The organism is Bradyrhizobium sp. WBOS07, assembly GCF_024585165.1.
Lineage (GTDB): Bacteria > Pseudomonadota > Alphaproteobacteria > Rhizobiales > Xanthobacteraceae > Bradyrhizobium > Bradyrhizobium japonicum_B.
In genome coordinates, this window is the sequence record NZ_CP029008.1 from 159,114 (window position 1) to 176,851 (window position 17,738).

The following is a 17,738-nucleotide window of genomic DNA, read 5'->3' on the forward strand; positions in this document are numbered from 1 at the left end:
AAGAAGGGCGCGCAGCGAGCGGGGCTGCAGCCCGCGTCGGGCGAACTTAGAGCTTCCTGTACGTCACATGCCCCGTCGCAAATGGAATCCCCGCACGCCCGGCGCTTCCCCGCACGATGCACGCCCGCTCATCGATCGCGTAAAACCAATCATCGAAGTTCAGCTTGAACGACTTTCCATCGCCCTGGGGCGTGTCGCGCGTGTACGTCCAATGAAACGCGCAACCCGCCTGCTCGCCGGTGGCGTCGCCTTCGAGGCGATTCTCGTGGCCGGTGTACCGGCCTTCGCCTAGCTTGTGAATCGTCCAGCGCAGCGTGTCGCTATGGCCGTCATCGAAGGTGTAGGTTTCTGTCAGGACGACGGTGTCGGTGTCCGCGTCCAGTTCGCCATGAGCGGTGATCGACGCGCGCTTCAGAAGCCCGCCGACGAGGCTTTCGACCACCGCCCAACCTTCCAGGCGACCGACGAAGAACTGCTCGGGAAGAAACACCGGCGTGGTGCCGGCGAACGCATCAATGGCCATGGCTTTTCCTCCGAGACTGATGGGGACATAAGACACCTCTCGGCATCAGGTTCCTCGGAGGAAACCTGCCTGGATCGGGCGCGCGCTTGCACACGCGAGATCGGACTCGCCATTCGCCAGAGCCGACCGCAAACGACGAAGACGGACTACGCCGGCAAGGGCGCGTTGGCAGTGCCTCGTGAGGCGCGAAGGGCCGCATCCGCGTTCTCGGCCCGTTGGCCGAAATCGCCTCTCAGCGCCATGAGGGCGCGGCGTTCCTCCTCGATTTCGTAGGAGGTGCGAAAGCCCAGTTTCCTCACCACCGGAACGGGCGGGCACCACCCCTGCACGGCGTGCTGGAACAGAAAGCTGGTGACCAGCGCCGGAAGCGCGAGCCAACGCCTGTCGCTGGTGGCCGCCAGCACGGTGCCGGTGAATCCGACCACCGCTGCGTTCGCCTCGATGGCTCTCTCGATATCCCACTCCCGGTCGATTTCACGTAAGCGATCGCCGATCTGATCGCGGTGTTCGGCGAAATAGGCGACGTTGGCCTGCATCGTGCGCCTGATGCGACGATTGTCGATCTCGGACGAATGCAGAGGCACTCGGTTCCGCGTCGTGGTCATTTGGGCCGCTCCCTTATGCTGACCAGATGACGTTCGCTGATCCGATTTGTTCCCGGCCGCAATCGCCCCCGGTTCGGCGCCACCAAAGCGCGACGAACCTTCGATTCCGCGGACATCCATTGGAATGGCGGGGTCGCGCTCACTGCTTGAAGCTGCGCTTGGCTATCTGCTCCAGGGCGAACGTGGCTCCGCCGGAATCCGACCAACCGTCTGTTTTCAGACACTCACCGCGATCGGTGGTGAAAGCCGTGGTGTTGGGCAACGCCAGGCGTTGTCTCATAAGCGCTGCCGGGCCCAAACAAGGGAGCCGCGCCGCCAGGGCGTTCCAGGCCCATTCTGCCTGCCGGCGTCAGTTCGCAGTCGTTCAACACATCCCGATCGGGATATTGCGCCTGAAACGAATCTGGATGTTGAGTCGCCCACAATGGGCACTGGGCGCTTGCAGAGCTCATTGCGCCAATCGACATCATCGCTGCAACAACAAAGGTCCTGAATCCAGTCATGGTCGTGCTCCAAACGGCTGTTGTTTTCGTGCGGAGCATTCGCGCTGGTTCGTATCGGCTGCTCTGTTGAATGCGTTTCCTTCGAACTTCTTGAATGAACATTAAGTGGGTATGCGCTCGGCGCAAAAAAGACGGTGAACAATCACGGCTGCGCGAATGGCAAACCGGTTTGCTCATCATTGCGTGACGCACACCCCGTCCCCGCATATCGAAGTCGCGTCACATCGGACACATTCGCCAAAGTCGCTCCAGAATCGGCTGCTGAGTGCAGAAGCCATGCGAGCTCATGAAGCCGAGTGCGGCGTTTACAGATTCGCACGAACTCGACCGCCGACCGGCGCGTAATGCCGAGGACGTTACCAATCTTGCAGGCGTGGTCGATTGCGAGGGCGTGGACCGAGGCTCATCTAACTCCTCATCATCGGTCTATCGGAGAAACCACCATGCGATCAGGTGTCGTTCTGAGCCTTTTGATTGTCTTATGTGCACCCGTCAGCGCCGCAATGGCAGGTCAGGTCCATCGGCACCATGCGAAGGCGCATTCTCGTGTTTTGACGACTGGGACCGCTGCGGCCTGGGCTTATTCACCGGCACGGCCGGACCGCCATCAACCCACCCCGCGCTATGATGATCGACCGGAACCAGGCTATAATCCGTACGAGAGATGGGGTGGTTAACACCCCTCGCCGCCGCCTTGGCGCCGTTCGAGCGCGGCGAGATTAGCCCCACCTACTTCCGCGCCGCTTGTCGCTCGAGCGCTGAGCGCGAAACATCACGATCGGCCATATCGAGGCGGACGGCAGAACTTCTGGACCAAGAGCAACAACCGCGGTCGCTTCATCGTCAGATTTCAAATGCGGCTGGGCGCGATGCGAGAACCGAAACTGATTCCGGCCACTCAACACCACACCAGTTTCGCACCAGAAACGATCGAACCCAAACGAAACGCGGCAAATCGACGACGCACAATCAGGTCAGGCTGTTCCACGATGGACCGACAAGTTGACGCTCTTCGCCGATGGTCGCCACATTCTCAAAGCCCCCGCTTGACCAGCGGGCATTCACTGTCGGCCAAGGGCGCATAGACGTCGCCGCTCGGGATCTTTCCGAGCACGTTGTAATATTCCCAGTTCGACTTGACGTCGGAAGGCTCCTTCACCTGGACGAGGTAGAAGTCGTGCACGAGCTTTCCGTCCTCGCGCACCGTCGCCCCGCGTGCGTAGAAATCGTCGACCGGAGTCGAGCGCATCTTCTCCAGCACTGGATCGGTTGCATCGGTGCCTACCTTTGCAACGGCCTTCAGATAGTGGCTCACGCCGGAGTACACTGCGGCCTGCGGCGCCGTGGGCATGGTGCCCCGTAGCTTGTAGAAGCGTTCGCCGAAGGCCCGGGTCTCCTCGTTCAAGGCCCAGTACCAGGCCGTGAGCGTCGTCAGGCCCTTGGCGGTTTGCGGGCCCATGGCATGGACATCGCTGATGAACATCAGTTGAGCCACGGGCTTCTGGCTCCCCGTATTCATGCCGAACTCGTTCCACTGCTTCATGAGAGTCACGAGCTGCTCGCCGGCATTGGCGAAGGCGATGACCTTGGCTCCGGATGCCTTTGCCTGCAGGATGAACGAGCTGTAATCGGCGTTTCCGATCGGGTGATACACGGCGCCGAGAGACTTGCCGCCTGCTTGCGCCAGCACGCGCTGCGATTCCGACACCATGTTCTTGCCGAACGCATAATCGGCGGCGATGAAGTACCAGGTGTCGTAGCCCTGCGAGAGCAGCGTGCGGATCGGTCCCGACACCAGATTATAGGAATCGTGGAGCCAGGCGAGCCCGGTGCGCGCGCATTGCTTGCCCGCAAGCTCGGTGGTCGCCACCGCCGCATAGACCGCAATCCTGTTCTTGTCGCGTGCCAGCGACTGGATCGCCAGTCCGACCGCGGAGTTGGAGACGTCGGCAATCATGTCGACGCCGTCGACGTCGAACCATTTGCGGGCGATGCCGACGCCGATATCCGGCTTGTTCTGGTGGTCTGCGGCCACGATCTCGACCTTGATCGAGGGGACCGCTTTCTGGAAATCCTCTGCAGCCATTTTGGCGGCAGTGACGGAGCCCGGTCCCGACAAGTCGGACAGCGGTCCGGTCTGGTCATTGATGATGCCGATCCGGACGACGCCGCCGGAGATTTCGCCCGCTGTGGCGGGAACGCACGATCCGATGAAGGCCCCAAAAATCAGAAGTGTAGCGACGCGGCAGTTCATGCGAGTACCTTTCCAATGATGGCGTTGGGGCCTTCCTCCCACTGACGAGCGAGCTTAAGCGGCCGCTCTTGATTTGAGTTTCGCAACCGCCTTCTGGACGGCCGCCGCGCGCTTGCGAAGCCAGGGCTCGGCGTCTGCGCGCATGCGGGCGACCAGTTCGGGCGGCGCATTCTGCACCGTGATGTCGAACGGCGGTTGCGGCTGATATTCCAGCATGAGCTGGAGGTTCTTGGCGACGTCCTCGCCGCAGAGCTCGGCGGCGACCTGAAAACCGAAATCGATTCCTGCAGTCACGCCGCCGCCGGAAATGCGGTTGCGGTCGACCACGACGCGGTCGTCGACCGCAATCGCGCCGAAGGCGGCAAGCTGGTCGCTCATGAGCCAATGGCAGGCCGACTTGTATCCGTCGATGAGGCCCGCGGCGCCGAGGATCAGGCAGCCCGCGCAGACCGAGGTGATGTAGCGTGCCGATCCACCCTTGTCGCGAACGAAGGCGATCACCTCGTCATCATCCATGGTGTCGACCTGCCCCGGCCCGCCGCCGATGCAGAACACGTCGAGATCCGGACAGTCGGCGAACGTCGTGGTCGGCAGCAGCGGCAGGCCGACGTCGCTAACGACCGGCTCTATGCGCTTCCACAGCAGATGCACCCGAGCGTTCGGCAGGCGGGCGAAGACTTCGAAAGGCCCGGTGACATCCAGTTGAGTCATCCCGGGATAATACAGAATTCCGATCTCGATCCGCTTGCCGGACATGCATCGCTCTCCTCTTTGAAACGAAGGCATGTTGACAGGCCGGCCGGTTTGCCGAAATGTCAGAACACACGCAATTCCTGCCAAGGCTCGCTGATGGCTCGTTCTGCCGCCCGCCGCGTCGTCTTCGTCCTGTTCGAGGATTGCCTGCTGCTCGATTTCGCCGGGCCGCTGCAAGCCTTCGAGCTTGCCTGCGAAACGTCGGAGGCCGGGCGCGCGCCCTATGTCTGGCAGGTCTGCTCGTTGAAGGGTGGCCCCGTCAAAACCTCGTCCGGCCTGGAGGTGACGACGACTGCGCTCTCCGACTGTGCCCGCAAGGATATCGACACCCTCATCGTGGGTGGCGGCCCCGGCGTCCATCGCGCTGCTGCCGAGGCCGGATTGGTCGACTGGTTTCGGTCAACCGCGCCGAAGGTCCGGCGCGTCTGCTCTGTTTGCACCGGCACCTTCGTCCTGGCCGCGGCCGGCCTGCTCCACGGACGAAGCGCGGTCACCCATTGGAGCTCCTGCGACCTGCTGCGCGCCCAACATCCGGACGTCTCGGTCCTGGTCGACCCTGTGTTTGTCCACGACCGCGGAGTCTGGACGTCGGCCGGCGTGACCGCGGGCATCGATCTCGCGCTCACGCTGCTGGAAGACGATCTCGGACACCGCGAGGCCATGCGCGTCGCACGGCGCATGGTCGTGTTCCTGAAACGGCCCGGCGGACAGGCCCAGTTCAGCGTTCCGCTGTCGCTGCAAACCTCCGAAGACAGGGCCTTCGAGAATATCGCGGCCTGGATGCAGGACAATCTCAGCCGCGATCTGCGCGTCGAGAGCCTGGCCGAGAGAGCGGGCATGAGCCCCCGCACCTTCGCGCGTGTTTTCCGGCAGAAGACCGGGCGCACGCCCGGCAAGGCGGTGGAAGAGCTGCGCGTCGAGGCCGCCCGCCGGGCGTTGGAAGAATCGGCGTCGAGCATCAAGGAAATCGCGGCCCGCGCCGGATTTCAGAGCGAGGAGCATTTGCGGCGCGCCTTTCGCCGCCGCCTGAATGTGCTGCCGCAGGATTATCGCGTTCGGTTCTCTCAGGGGCAGGATTAGCGGCGCAAGGTTTCGTGCAAGGATTCACTCAAAGACAAGCGCAGCCAATGTGCTAACCTCCGCGCCGAAGCCACCAGCGGAGCCCCCCCATGCCCACCAGCGTCAAGCAAATGCTCGAAGCCGCCAACGCGGCGGTGCCCAAGATCACCTCCGACCAGGCCGCCGAGATGATCAGGAGCGGCAACACCCTCGTCCTCGACGTGCGCGATGCGCCGGAGGTTGCCGCCAGCGGCAAGATCGAAGGCGCCCTGCATGTCTCGCGCGGGATGCTGGAGTTTCGGGCCGACCCGGAATCGCCCTATCACGACAAGGCGTTCGACAAGAGCAAGTCCGTGATCCTGTACTGCGCATCCGGCGGCCGGTCGGCGCTGGCCGGCAAGGTGTTGAAGGATATGGGGTACGACAAGGTCTATAACGTCGGCGGCTTCAAGGACTGGACCGGGGCCGTCGAGAAATAGCTCGACCCGGCCCGGGCAGGGCAACCGCATATGGGGCCGATCTAGCCTGTGGCCATCCTTCGAGACGCCCGCCGTTGGCAGGCCCTCAGGATGAAGACCCGGTTCCCGGCCGGTCATTCAAATTCCCGGCTGGCGGTCGCTTCATCCCGGCCGCAACAATCAGCCCTCATTGGCGTTGTTCCGGGGCACACAGCGAGGCGCGCCATGACCAAGCCTACCGACAAGGATACCGAACTGACACCCGACGACTTCCCGCTCGAAGCCGACAAGGACAAGCTCAGGACGCACAAGGGCGAGCCGGTGGCCTCGGCCGAGTCGGAGCAGATTGCCGACGAATTGGCCGAGCGGCTCAACGAGCAAGCGCACCGGGAGGAGCAGGACCGCTGGTCGGCGTGAGCGCGATGCGGTCCATGCGAATTGTGATCGCGCGCCAGGCTATGGTTCAAGCCGGCTGAGGCCGGCAGGCCATGCCGGGCGAACCACCGGCCGCTCCATCCTTCGGAACCTCGCAGGCGCAATCGGCCGGGGGCGGATCAGGCGGAACGCGGCGTGGACCCAGGCTGTCCGTTCGGCTCGTTCAGCAGCCGGCCGGTGGTGGTGTTGACGAAATGCAGCGACATGCAGGCCGGGCACCTCACCGGGACATAGCTGTCCGCCGGCGCGCGACCCTCGGGCCGCTCGTCGTCGATCCGTTGCTGGACGTTCATGCCGGTGCGCGGGCACCTGAAGAGAATCTGGCGCTGCATGCTTCCTTCATGCGCCCGAACCCGAGCCGGCGAAATTGCGGACGATTCCTTACGGGCCTTTCCCAGGTTTGCGATGGGTCAATGCGAAGGGCCCGCCAACTACTATTCTCTGCACGACATCGGACGCGCCGTCGCTCCGGTGCCGCACGAAGCGGAGCCCGGACTCCTAGGCACTCCGGGCACCGCTTCGCAAGACAGGATGCAAGCGTCCGCGACCGGGGAGCCGGCTCCGCAAGGGGAGGCTTCGCCGGCTCTTCGGAAGCCGGGGTTGATTGATTTCGCCCGGCCGGCCCGCCACCCAATGCCGCCGCCGGCAAGAGGCCACCATCGGGACCGCCTCGATCAGGGGAGCAGCCATGATGTCCGCGAAGCTCGACGATCTCTCTGCGGCCGTGCGCTACGCGCTCGAGACGACGCGCGCGACCACGGTCTGCCCGTTCCACGGCGAGGTGATCATCCGCGTCGGAGATGATGCCGCCGAGAGCCATGCCTACGAACGCGCCAAGCGAATCCTGAAGAGCGACGGGACGCCTTTCGAAGCGGACGCGCTCAGGGAAGAAATCGGCCGGCAACTCGCGATCGCCGCGGACGGGCGATGCCCGAAATGCGATCGGGCCGATCCGGCCGGCTAGAGCGCGCTGCCTCCGCCGGTCAGGAAGCCGCGCGCCTTGAGGCCTTCTTGCTCGGCCGGGAGGACACGAGGCTCCGCGGCCGCCCGATCAAATATCCCTGCATCTCGTCGCAGCCTTCCTGCATCAGCAGCGACATCTGTTCCTCCGTCTCGATGCCTTCGGCAAGGACCGGCACCCCGAGCCCATGAGCGAGGCCGATCACGGCCCGGACGATGGCGAGCGAGCGATCGCTCTGGCCGAGCGAGGCGACGAAGGAGCGGTCGATCTTGATGCGGTCCAGCGGAAACGCTTCGAGATATGACAGCGACGAATATCCCGTTCCGAAATCGTCGAGTGCGATCAGGATGCCGAGCGCCTTGAGCGACTGCATCGTCCTCTTGGCGCGCTGCATGTCCTCGATCAGGACGCCTTCGGTGATTTCGAGCTCGAGGCGCGCGGCCGGAAGCCCGCTGTCGCGCAGCGACCGGCGGACCTGCCGGTCGAGGTTTTCCCGGCGGAACTGCGCCGCCGAGACGTTGACGGCCACCCGCATCGGCTCGTCCCACGACGCCGCTTCCCTGCACGCCTCCATCAGGACCCAATCGTCGATCTGCGCAATGGAGCCGCTTCGCTCCGCGATCGGAATGAACTCGCCCGGCGGGATGATGCCGCGCACCGGATGCCGCCAACGCACGAGCGCCTCGTAGCCCATCAGCGTGCCATCGCGATGCTGCTGCGGCTGGTACTCCAGATAGAGCTCGCCCCGCTCCACGGCGGCCTGCAAATCGTGCTCGAGCTCGCGGCGGTTCCGCAATTGCTGGTCCATTGCGCTGGTGAACAGGCGGACGGCTCCCCTGCCCTCGTGCTTGGCGCGATAGAGCGCGGCATCCGCATTCGCCAGCAGCGCAACGGAATCGCCGGCATCTCTCGGATACAGCGCGACGCCGACGCAGAGATCGATCTTCAGGGCATGGCCGTCGACCTCGACCGGCTGCTCGAACTGTGCCCGCATCCTGGTGGCGAGCAGCTCCGCGGTTGCCGGCAGCGGCGCTTCATCGATGATGCCGATGAATTCGTCGCCACCGACGCGCGCGACGTAGGATCCTTGCGAAACAACCTGCAGGCGTCTTGCGGCCTCGCGCAGCACGGCGTCGCCGACGGCGTGACCGAAGCGGTCGTTGATCGCCTTGAAGTGGTCGAGATCGATGCAGAGCACGGCGAAGGCGCCATCGGCGACCTCGGCGCGTTCGATCGCGGCGGAGAGATGCTGGCCCAGGGCGGCCCTGTTGGGCAGCTCCGTGAGCGCGTCGTGACCGGCGAGATAGCTCGCCCTCTGCTGGGCCTTGTTCCGCTCCGTCACGTCGAAGCCGACGCAGACATGGGCGGACTGCCCGTCATAGACCAGCGGCCGGGATTCGATCACGACCTCGATCACCTCGCCGTCGGCCGTCCTGTGCAACTCGCAGTCGCGTTCGGCTGTCGCCTGCTGCTCCGCATGGGCGAGCTGATGCTCGGACATGGCGAGGAGATCCTGCCGGGAATAGCCGTAGTGCCTGCACATCGCACCATTTACGGCGATGAGCCGATGTGTCTTCGCATCGACCACCCACATCGGAAGCGGGTTCTCTTCGAACAGCAGGCGGAAGGAGGCTTCCGCTTCCGCGAGGGCCCTCTCGGTGCGATGGCGCTCCGTGATGTCCTCGTGGGTTGCGACCCAGCCTTTTCCCTCAGGGCGATGCCGGATCCGCACGATCCTGCCGTTGGTCAGCTCCACGGTCGTATCGGAGTTCTCGGCGATCACCGGAGCGCTGTTGCGCCAGACCAGATAATCCTGCTTGGACATCCTCGGGGCGCTGCCGGCCGAATAGCGGAGATCGACGATCTCGCTCAGCTTCATGCCCGGCCGAACCAGTTTCGGATCGAGATCGTAGATCTCGAGGTATTGCCGGTTGCAGACGATCAGGCGCTGATCGGCATCGAAGAAGCAGAGCCCCTGGGACATGTTATTGAGCGCCCGGTCGAAGCGCTCCGCGAAGGCGGTCGCGGTCTGCTTGGCGGCCAGGGCGCGATCGCCTTCCTCGGACAGCCGTGCAAGAGTCTCGACCAGCTTCACGAAGGAGCGGAAATTGGTGTTGATCATCCGGGCGAGCAGGACGAGCAGCGCCAGCAGATTGATCCCGACCGAGATCAGCATCCCGTCGCCGGACAGCAGCAGGAGCGTCGCGATCGGTGCACCGGCAATCAACATCGTCAGCCGGGACGACGGCGGGAAGCTGCCGAGGCAATAGGCAGTCCCGACGCAACCCATGAAGAGCAGCAGGGAGACCGACACACGCAGGCCGGGATCGACCACCATGAACAGCGCCAGGATCCAGATCACGAAGCTGGAGCTGATCACCACGGTGGCGAGACGAACCCTTACGAGCTCTCGGTAAGCCTCCTCGGCGGTGAAGTCCTCCTTCTTCAGCCGCAGCCACTGCACCAACCGAAACAGACAGGCCACCAGGAGCGCGGCCGGCAAGGCAAATCGCAGCCATGCCGACACCGTGTTCGGAAGGAGCAGCCCTACGCTGATGCTGTTGACCAGAAGTGCGGCATAGAGAACCGGCACCTGCTTGCGGAGCACGCGGAACTGCTCGACCAGCAGCGAACGGCCGAGCGGATCGGTCGTATCACCGATCGCGAAAGCGTCGCGAAGCCGCGCGAAGAAACCCATCGAGATTGTCCCAGCCACGTCAAACGCTAGGACAGAGGGGCGAAGGACCCGTAAAGGCGCTTGGTGTCTTTGCCCTTAACGCGACTGCCGCAATCGCTGGATACAAGGAACCGCCGCTGTTCCCAGCCGGGAACATCGCGGCGCTTGCCCATCTTAAAAGGTCGTGGTGCAGATGAGGTGACCGCGGCCCTCACCCCGCGACCCGCCACAGCCTCCATCGTTCCGGCACGCCCTTGAGACGGTGCACGCCGTGATCCTTCAGGCTGATCGCAGGCTGGGTCTTCATCAGCTCTCTGACCGCGCTCGACACCAACACCTCGCCGGGGCGCGCCTTCGCCGCGACGCGGGTGCAGATGTGAAAGGCGAGGCCGACCATCTCGCCGGCGCTGATGGTGTATTCGCCGGCGTGCAAGCCGATCCGGATCTCGAGGCCCAGCGTGCGCATGGCTTTCCGAATCGCAGCCGCGCAGGCGATGCCGCCGTCTGGTTTCCTGAACGTGGCCAAGACGCCGTCGCCCGTCGTCACGACTTCCTTGCCGCCACACGTCTTCAGCTCCTTGCGGACCGCGGCGTAATAATGGCCCATGATCTTGGTCCAGCGCGCATCGCCGAGCTTCGCGGCTTTTGCAGTCGAGCCGACGATGTCGACGATCAGGATCGTGGCCCGCGCTTGCTTGAGCTCGGCACTGCGCTCGGCCGACCGGCGCCGGGGCGCAATCGGCCCAGTCAGCGGCTCATAGCGATGATTGCGGCGCCGGGCGATCGCGGCCTTTGCGTAATCCTGGGCGCGCTGCGCCGTGCCGCAGCGAACCGTCTTCTCCTGCGGCAGCCGCGCCCAGTAGACCCTTCGCCCATCGCCCGCACCATGAACCTCCACGGCGCCCCACTTCAGGAACACGGCCGAACCAACCCGCCGGACGCACCACGCCTTCGACGTGTACCCCGATACGTTCGACTGATGGACTCCGATGCGAAGGAATTTGGGCATGTGTGCAGCTGATCGCGGGGACCATGGACTGGTCGCGGTGAAGCGTAGTTGCACACTCCCGCGTTTGCAACAGACGAGCCTCGGCTCGGAAGCCCGGCTTCGGCCCGCGGCGTCCATCGCCCGGAATGGCCGCTTCAGCCATGATATGCAAACAGCTCGATCGGATCGCTGAAGCCGCGCACCTCGTGCTTGCCGACATGCTCCAGCTCGAATTTCGGCTGCACCAGCTCCGCAAAATCGCGCGACAGCAGCACCTTGCGTCCCAATTGCTTGGTCAGCGCTTCCAAGCGCGAGGCCATGTTGACGGCGGGGCCGATCACGGTGAAGTCGAGCCGGCTGGCCGATCCGATATTGCCGTACATGACGTCGCCGACGTGAACGCCGATGCCGTAGTTCAGCGGCGCACGGCCGGTCGCGTTGTTCCGCTCGTTCAGGGCGATCATGGCCTGACGGGCCTCAGTGACGGCATGGAGCAGGTTTGCGCAGGCGTTGGGATCCTGAAGCGGAAAGATGGCGAGCAGGCCGTCGCCGATGAATTTCAGGATCTCGCCGCCGTGCCGCGCGATCGGCTCCGACATCGCGTCGAAATAATCGTTGAGCAGGTCGATGACGTCGTCGCGCGGCCAATTGTCGGAAATCTTGGTGAAATCCCTGAGGTCGCAGATCATGATCGCGGCGCGCACCGTCGTGCCGGTGCCGCGCCTTATGGCGCCGGCCAGGATGAGCTCGCCGGCATGGGAGCCGACATAGGTCTCCAGCAGGGTTCGCGCCAGGCGGTTCTTGATGCGGATCTCGCTGACCAGCGCCAGCACCGGCAGGAGCTTTTTGAGGGCGGCGATATGCGCCGGATCGAAACCGCCTCGCCGGCCGGTCGCGAAGGTGACGATGTGCCGCTTGCCCAGCGTGTGGTACAGCGGCCAGGCGACGTAGTCGGTCAGGCCGTTGGCGCGCATCTCGTCATAGAGGGCGTGCTTGCGGCCGAGCGAGGGATCGCGCTCGAGATTCTCGCGCAGCTCGTCCGCTCCCTCATGAATCTCGTTGGCAGGACTTCCGATATACTCGGACCGCTCGCGAACGTCGTAATCGACCCGCGCGATCTCGGCCCCTTTCATCCCGTCGGACCAAGTCATGCGGGCGCCGAGCCATTGCGGATGATTGATCTGGACGTGAAGCGTCGCCCGCTTGAGCGGAATGCCGGCCTGCTGCAGCCGGATGCACATCTGCGCGAAGATGTCGTCGATGAAACGCTCGTCGCGCGTACCGTTGGTCAGCCAGTCGATGACACCGTCCGATAGCGTCGGGGCATTGTTGGTCGGTGCGTCCATATCCTGCCCCTTATAGCCGTGGCCTGCATCAGGGCAGATATCGTGCCCGGCTTCGCCACGTCAACCTGGCCAGTTGCATGGATTATGCGCAACGGGCTGCGGGACCGATGCCGCCTATCCGAGAAGCCGGACCGAGCCCAGCACCGCCAGGCCGGACACGAGCGCGAGCTGCGAGGCCGCGGCGAGCTCCACCTTCAGCGTATCTTCGTGCGAAAGTGAAAATTCCGCGCCATCGAGGCTGACGCGGCAATCGCCGCGCGCGGCGTAGACCAGATGCGTGCCGGCGGCAAGCTGCCGCGTGCCGGGCTCCCTGACGGCCACGAGCTCGATCTCCGCCGCGCCGCGCCGGGCCATCAGGTTCACGACCTCGACCGGACCTTCTTCGAGCGCTGTCACGATCTCCATTTCGCCGGTGAAGCGCACCGTCGTAAAAGGTTCACGCTCGTCGAACTCCTGCGTCGGCGACTTCAGCACCAGCCCTCGCCCAGCGACGACCATCTGCAGCCGGTCGATCCCGGGCATGTGCGAGAACGGGCCGGACGCCACGATCGGCGTGCTGGCAAAGCGCCACAGCAGGCTGCTCCAATCCTTCGCCGCCGCCTCAGTGCGCCAGGCGCCCGCAATGTCGGTGAAGATGCCGCCGCCGTTCTTCCACGGTGAGCGGGTGTAGTCTTCGGGTGTAAGCAATGTCGTCTTCATGGGAGAGCCTCGAGGCGATGAGGGGACGGAGCGAGTTCGCGCGCTTCGAGCAGTAGCTCGGCCTCCTCGCGCACGACGTCCAGATGCGTGAAAAGCGCGACGTGGCCGCCGTCGGGGAGCGCCAGCAGCTTCGCCCGAGGAATAGCCCGGCAGACGTTCTCGGCATGTGCGAACGGCACGACATTGTCGGCGCGGCCATGCACGACCAGAGTTGGCGCCGAGATCGATCCCGCGGGCAGCTGTTCCAGCGCGGCAAACTGCGCGATGTCGTTGACGGTCCCCGGCAGCCGCTCGGACAGATGCTCGAACACGCTCGACTGCACGGCGCGCAGGAGCGGACCGGCCTCGGGATGGCGAAGCGTGCGTTCGCGCATGGGGTCATCGGGAATGGCGCGGCGGGCACCGGCCTGCGGATTCCGTTCAGCCCGCCGTTTCAGCAAGCGCGGCAGGCCGGGAAGGCGCGCCAGGTGCCGCATCAGGCGCAGGCGCGCTGCTATCTCCGGCGGCGTTTGCAATTGTCCGGTGCAGGCCGATACCAGCACGAGCGAGCGGCACCGCGAAGGATGACGGGCTGCGAATTGCAGCGCCGAGGGACCGCCGGCGGAGACCGCGACGACCGCCGCGCTCGCAATCCCGAGCGCGTCGAGCAGCGCTCCATAGAGATCAGCCTGTTCGTTGGGTGACGCGCCGAGTGCGAGGCGAGAGCCGAGATAGCCCGGGCGGGATACGGCCACCACCCGCTTGTCTCTGAGCGTCGTGGCGAGGGCGCGCGCCAGCAGCCACGACTGGTCGTGGCCACCCATGCCGCCATGGATGGCCAGGATGGCCGGCCCCTCGCCTGCGCTTGCGCATTGGACTGCCCCGCGGGAAGTCTGCACCCAAACCGGAGCAGGCCCGGCGAGCGGCAATACGTCCGGACTTGCGATCATGGCGCGGCTTCCGATTGTCCGGGTGCGCTGGCCTTGAGGTGCCGCAAAAGCGCAGCCGCCTCCATCGGCGGCGGACGCTCGATCCTGCGATAGGCTCGCCCATCGGCCGTGCGGGAAACCAGGCCGTGATCGCACAGCGCGCGGCGGAGCAAGGCATCGTCGGCGAAAGCATGCTGTCGATTCAACAGCGTCTTCACGTCCGCCTCGGCCAGGCTGCACCGCGACGGGAAGCCGGCCCACAACACCCAGAGGCTCAGCTGCTGCAAATTGTGGCGGGCCGGCCAACGCAGCAGCCTGCCGTGATCGTCGAAATGGCGCGCCGCGCGTTGCACGCGCTTCAGATCGACCGTATCGGCTCGGGGCGCGGGACTGCGATCGTCCACGGGCTTACCGACCATAGCTGCCCGGAAGTGTTGGTAGTTCTTATGTCCCGTCGCGCGCGCAAGAATGTTGAGCAGCTCGACGTGCCCGGGTGGCGACGTCCGCTGCAGAAGCTGGGCGCGCACGGATTTCGCGAGCGCGGAGATGTCGCCCGCAACAAAGGCAATGGGAGTTCTGGCCATGACCAATCCTCAAAGTGCCGATCCGGATAGGATTGTCGGAGGTCACCGGCTTACGACGCGGCACGAGGTTTGGTGTCGGTTCGATGGAGCCTTGCAGGTTTAGCTTCCCTCGCGGGACGGTGACGCCTGGGTGAACTGCAGACCCACGCAATCCATACTATAGACGTCCGGCGGGCTCAAGAGCCTGATGTGACATGCGCGGATGTCGTGATTGACGCGCCAAGCGTCATGAACTGCGACCTCGCTATTTCGTCGCCAAGGCTGCCACGGCCCGCCAATCGGCGCCGGGCGCGGCCGATGCGAGCTGCCGACAGCGGTCCCGCATCAGCTCGGCGGGACGATCGTTGCGGCGCTGCTTCAACACGGCCTCGAAATCGGCCAGCGCAGCAGCGAACCGCCGCGCGCGATAGGCGGCAAGGCCGCGCTCGTAATCCGCGATCCAGCCGACCGCCTCGGCGTCGATGGCCTCTCCATCCACGATCCCGATCAGCTCGTGGACCAACAAACCCTCCTCCCGGCCATAGACCGCAATGCTGTCGACCTCTCGCGTGACGACGGCGCCGCGCGCCAGGCGTTCGGTCGTCTCGCCGATCAGGATGTGCGTGCCGTAGGCTTTGTTGGCGCCTTCGAGCCGGCTGGCGACATTCACGGCATCGCCGATCACCGTGTAATTCAACCGCAGCTCCGAGCCGATATTGCCGACCAGCATGCGGCCCGAATTGATGCCGATCCGGATCTGAAGCGGCTGGCCGAGATCGTCGACCAGACCGGACTCTGCCACGGCCTTGCGGCAGGCGAGCGCCGCGCGGCAGCATCGCGCGGCGTGATCGTCCTGCGGCTGCGGCGCTCCCCAGAACGCCATCACGGCGTCGCCGATGAACTTGTCGATGGTGCCGCCATTGGCGACGATGATCTCCGAGGTGACGTCGAGATAGCGCGACAGCAGCGGCACGACGCGATCGCCGAGCCGCTCCGACAGCCCGGTGAAGCCGGCAATGTCGATGAACATCACGCTGAGCTCCTGGACCGTGCCGCCGGGCCTCGCCTCGACGCCCTGGCGCAGCAGGCCGCGGACGAGATCGGCCGGAATGAACTTGCGGAAGGCGGACAGGCCGGACGCCATCTCCGCGATGGCGCCGGACAGGCTCGCGATCTCTTTGAGCCGCGAGGGATGGCGACGCACCTGCTCCAGCGCGAAGGCTTCGACATGGCGAAGCTCGCCGACGACGCGCGACAGCGGCGCGGCGATGACGGACCGCGCCAGCATCGCGGAGGCCAGCGCCGCGAGCACGGCGCCGACGGCAAGGCCGAGGATCAGGCGGCGCAGCGTCGTCTCGACCGGCCCGAGAAACTCGGCCTCCGGAATCACGGTGGCGAGCGACCAGCCGGGAAACGGCAGCGGCGTCAGCGCAACCTCGTAGGCCGCGCCGCCCGAAATGAGCCGGCTCCGCCACGCCTCCTTGCGGCCGGCCTCCCCTGCCTTGTCGAGCGCTGCGCGCGCCAGCGGCAGCAACGTGGTGTCGCCACGCGCCGGATGGAGCTCGTCGGCGTCCTTGTCCGGTGCCGCGACCAGCTCGCCGCTGCCATCGACGATGAACGCAGTCCCCGTGCGCCCGACCTCGAGCTGCGACAGGAAGCGCGCGAGCCTCGTATATTCGATGATGACGGCCAGAACGCCCTGCCGCTCCTGGTAGACGTCGATCGGCCCCGCGAACGCGATCGAGGGCCGCTCGCCAGTCGCGTGCTCCGTCACCCTGAACCATTGCGGTTCGTCAGCGTCGAGCCCGGCCTTGAACCAGACCTGATCGGCGACGCGGAACGAGGTCGGCTCGAAGCGGCGGTTGGCGAATTCGATGTCGCCGGGCACCACGTCATATTCATCGACCCGGCGCTCGCCCGGATGGTCGGTCAGCGAGATCTCCATCATCTCCAGGCGACGATCGCCGAGCTTGTGCGCGGCGAAGAAGGAGCCGTCGGGCCAGCCGAAAGCGACCCAGGAAATCGTCGCCTGCGACTGCAATTGCGACAGGAACACGAACTCGCGCTTGTCGGCCTCGCGGGTGTCGAGCACGTTCTGCAGGAACAGGGTGCGGATCGCGGTGTGCGCGGCGCGCGCCTCGTCGACGATGGCCGAGACCTCCTTGCGCACCGCCGCCACGATCTGCTCGTTGATGGTCGAGGCAAGCTGCCGGCTGGTCGCCTCGGCCGTGCGCCACCAGAGCAGGCTGGAGAGCGCGGCCGTCAGCAGGATCGCAGCCAGCACCAGCGCGGACACCGCGAGGCGGATGCTGATCGTCAGCCCTGCGATCGCACGCAGCCGTCGTTCGGGATCAACCTTCATCGCCCTCTTCGCCTGCCGGTTCACGCCGAGCCGCTGACCTTGTTCTACGCCGCCGGCGCTCGTCCGTTACGTCTGACAGGATCGAGCTCCGACCGCCAATGCGCGGCGGCTACCGTCTCGATAGAGCCAAGGCATTGGCTTTGAGCGGAGGCTTGCCCGCTAATATCGGCCAAGCGCACCGGTGGTGCGCTTGATCCAATCGGTCTCACGGCTTTGTGAGCGGCCTGCAAGTAACGTCGGCTGCGCGCGCAGCGAAGGAGACCACGCGCACATCGCCCGCAAGGCGATGCCATCTCGAACAGGAGAATCTCGATGTCTGCCAAGCATGCCGTCACCTCGCTCGTCCTCGCCGGCGCCATGTCGACCGCGCTCGCGACCCTCGCCCCCGCCGGCCCGCTGACCAAGTCCGAGGCCGAGGCCGCCGTCGCCGCCAAGAAAGAGAAGTGCTTCGGCGTCGCGCTGAAGGGCCAGAACGACTGCGCGGCGGGACCGGGCACGACTTGCCAGGGCACCTCGACCGTCGACTACCAAGGCAATGCCTGGAAATTCGTGCAGGGCGGCACCTGCACCAGCATCGAGCTGCCGGGCGGCAAGAAGGGCTCGCTCAAGCCGGTCTAGCGGCCTTCTCGACGTCGCCAGCAAGC

General features: G+C 65.2%; 17 protein-coding genes. 5 read left to right on the forward strand and 12 right to left on the reverse strand.

The features are described 5' to 3' along the window. Positions 1 to 46 precede the first annotated feature (46 nt). From DCM79_RS00710 to DCM79_RS00725, 4 genes are all read right to left on the reverse strand, one after another. Positions 47 to 523: a DUF3833 domain-containing protein gene (locus DCM79_RS00710; RefSeq protein WP_257178072.1), complete on the reverse strand. Its 477-nt coding sequence runs from the start codon at positions 521 to 523 to the stop codon at positions 47 to 49. 146 nt (positions 524 to 669) lie between these two features. Further along, a complete protein-coding gene (locus DCM79_RS00715) occupies positions 670 to 1,128 on the reverse strand; it encodes a hypothetical protein (protein ID WP_257178073.1) in 459 nt (152 codons plus the stop codon). A 1,536-nt stretch (positions 1,129 to 2,664) separates the two neighbouring features. Beyond that, the gene (locus tag DCM79_RS00720; RefSeq protein WP_257178074.1) at positions 2,665 to 3,885 is read right to left on the reverse strand and encodes an ABC transporter substrate-binding protein; all 1,221 of its coding nucleotides are present in this window, start codon (positions 3,883 to 3,885) and stop codon (positions 2,665 to 2,667) included. A gap of 54 nt (positions 3,886 to 3,939) precedes the next feature. Further along, the gene (locus DCM79_RS00725; protein WP_257178075.1) at positions 3,940 to 4,641 is read right to left on the reverse strand and encodes a DJ-1/PfpI family protein; all 702 of its coding nucleotides are present in this window, start codon (positions 4,639 to 4,641) and stop codon (positions 3,940 to 3,942) included. Here DCM79_RS00725 and DCM79_RS00730 point away from each other — a divergent pair. The 3 genes from DCM79_RS00730 (at position 4,588) to DCM79_RS00740 (ending at position 6,572) form a co-directional block, all read left to right on the forward strand. Further along, complete coding sequence (locus DCM79_RS00730; protein WP_257178076.1) at positions 4,588 to 5,718, forward strand: GlxA family transcriptional regulator; 1,131 nt, start codon at positions 4,588 to 4,590, stop codon at positions 5,716 to 5,718. The genes DCM79_RS00725 and DCM79_RS00730 overlap by 54 nt on opposite strands. Before the next feature lie 89 nt (positions 5,719 to 5,807). Then, positions 5,808 to 6,176 (forward strand): rhodanese-like domain-containing protein, encoded by a 369-nt coding sequence (locus DCM79_RS00735; RefSeq protein WP_257178077.1) that lies wholly within the window; start codon positions 5,808 to 5,810, stop codon positions 6,174 to 6,176. A gap of 204 nt (positions 6,177 to 6,380) precedes the next feature. Further along, positions 6,381 to 6,572: a hypothetical protein gene (locus tag DCM79_RS00740; RefSeq protein WP_257178078.1), complete on the forward strand. Its 192-nt coding sequence runs from the start codon at positions 6,381 to 6,383 to the stop codon at positions 6,570 to 6,572. Positions 6,573 to 6,709: 137 nt separating this feature from the next. Here DCM79_RS00740 and DCM79_RS00745 read toward each other — a convergent pair whose 3' ends face one another. After that, the gene (locus DCM79_RS00745; RefSeq protein ID WP_257178079.1) at positions 6,710 to 6,922 is read right to left on the reverse strand and encodes a hypothetical protein; all 213 of its coding nucleotides are present in this window, start codon (positions 6,920 to 6,922) and stop codon (positions 6,710 to 6,712) included. 356 nt (positions 6,923 to 7,278) lie between these two features. Between DCM79_RS00745 and DCM79_RS00750 the strand changes: the two genes are divergently transcribed. Beyond that, positions 7,279 to 7,554 carry a hypothetical protein gene (locus DCM79_RS00750; protein WP_257178080.1) on the forward strand — a complete coding sequence of 92 codons (276 nt, stop codon included), beginning with the start codon at positions 7,279 to 7,281 and terminating at the stop codon, positions 7,552 to 7,554. Positions 7,555 to 7,573: 19 nt separating this feature from the next. Here DCM79_RS00750 and DCM79_RS00755 read toward each other — a convergent pair whose 3' ends face one another. The 7 genes from DCM79_RS00755 to DCM79_RS00785 form a co-directional block, all read right to left on the reverse strand. Continuing rightward, a complete protein-coding gene (locus tag DCM79_RS00755) occupies positions 7,574 to 10,249 on the reverse strand; it encodes an EAL domain-containing protein (protein ID WP_257178081.1) in 2,676 nt (891 codons plus the stop codon). Positions 10,250 to 10,439: 190 nt separating this feature from the next. Further along, positions 10,440 to 11,237, reverse strand: a complete 798-nt coding sequence (locus DCM79_RS00760; RefSeq protein WP_257178082.1) for an adenylate/guanylate cyclase domain-containing protein — start codon at positions 11,235 to 11,237, stop codon at positions 10,440 to 10,442. A gap of 134 nt (positions 11,238 to 11,371) precedes the next feature. Next, the gene (locus DCM79_RS00765) at positions 11,372 to 12,562 is read right to left on the reverse strand and encodes an adenylate/guanylate cyclase domain-containing protein (RefSeq protein WP_257178083.1); all 1,191 of its coding nucleotides are present in this window, start codon (positions 12,560 to 12,562) and stop codon (positions 11,372 to 11,374) included. A gap of 114 nt (positions 12,563 to 12,676) precedes the next feature. Next, positions 12,677 to 13,261, reverse strand: coding sequence for a HutD family protein (locus tag DCM79_RS00770; protein ID WP_257178084.1), 585 nt, complete (start codon positions 13,259 to 13,261; stop codon positions 12,677 to 12,679). Further along, positions 13,258 to 14,190: an alpha/beta fold hydrolase gene (locus DCM79_RS00775; protein WP_257178085.1), complete on the reverse strand. Its 933-nt coding sequence runs from the start codon at positions 14,188 to 14,190 to the stop codon at positions 13,258 to 13,260. Before DCM79_RS00775 ends, DCM79_RS00770 begins: the two co-directional genes overlap by 4 nt. Further along, complete coding sequence (locus DCM79_RS00780; RefSeq protein WP_257178086.1) at positions 14,187 to 14,753, reverse strand: DUF2087 domain-containing protein; 567 nt, start codon at positions 14,751 to 14,753, stop codon at positions 14,187 to 14,189. Before DCM79_RS00780 ends, DCM79_RS00775 begins: the two co-directional genes overlap by 4 nt. A gap of 244 nt (positions 14,754 to 14,997) precedes the next feature. Beyond that, positions 14,998 to 17,094 (reverse strand): adenylate/guanylate cyclase domain-containing protein, encoded by a 2,097-nt coding sequence (locus tag DCM79_RS00785; protein WP_257178087.1) that lies wholly within the window; start codon positions 17,092 to 17,094, stop codon positions 14,998 to 15,000. A 312-nt stretch (positions 17,095 to 17,406) separates the two neighbouring features. Here DCM79_RS00785 and DCM79_RS00790 point away from each other — a divergent pair, with 312 nt between their 5' ends. Then, positions 17,407 to 17,712 carry a DUF2282 domain-containing protein gene (locus DCM79_RS00790; RefSeq protein WP_257178088.1) on the forward strand — a complete coding sequence of 102 codons (306 nt, stop codon included), beginning with the start codon at positions 17,407 to 17,409 and terminating at the stop codon, positions 17,710 to 17,712. The last annotated feature ends 26 nt before the right edge of the window (positions 17,713 to 17,738 follow it).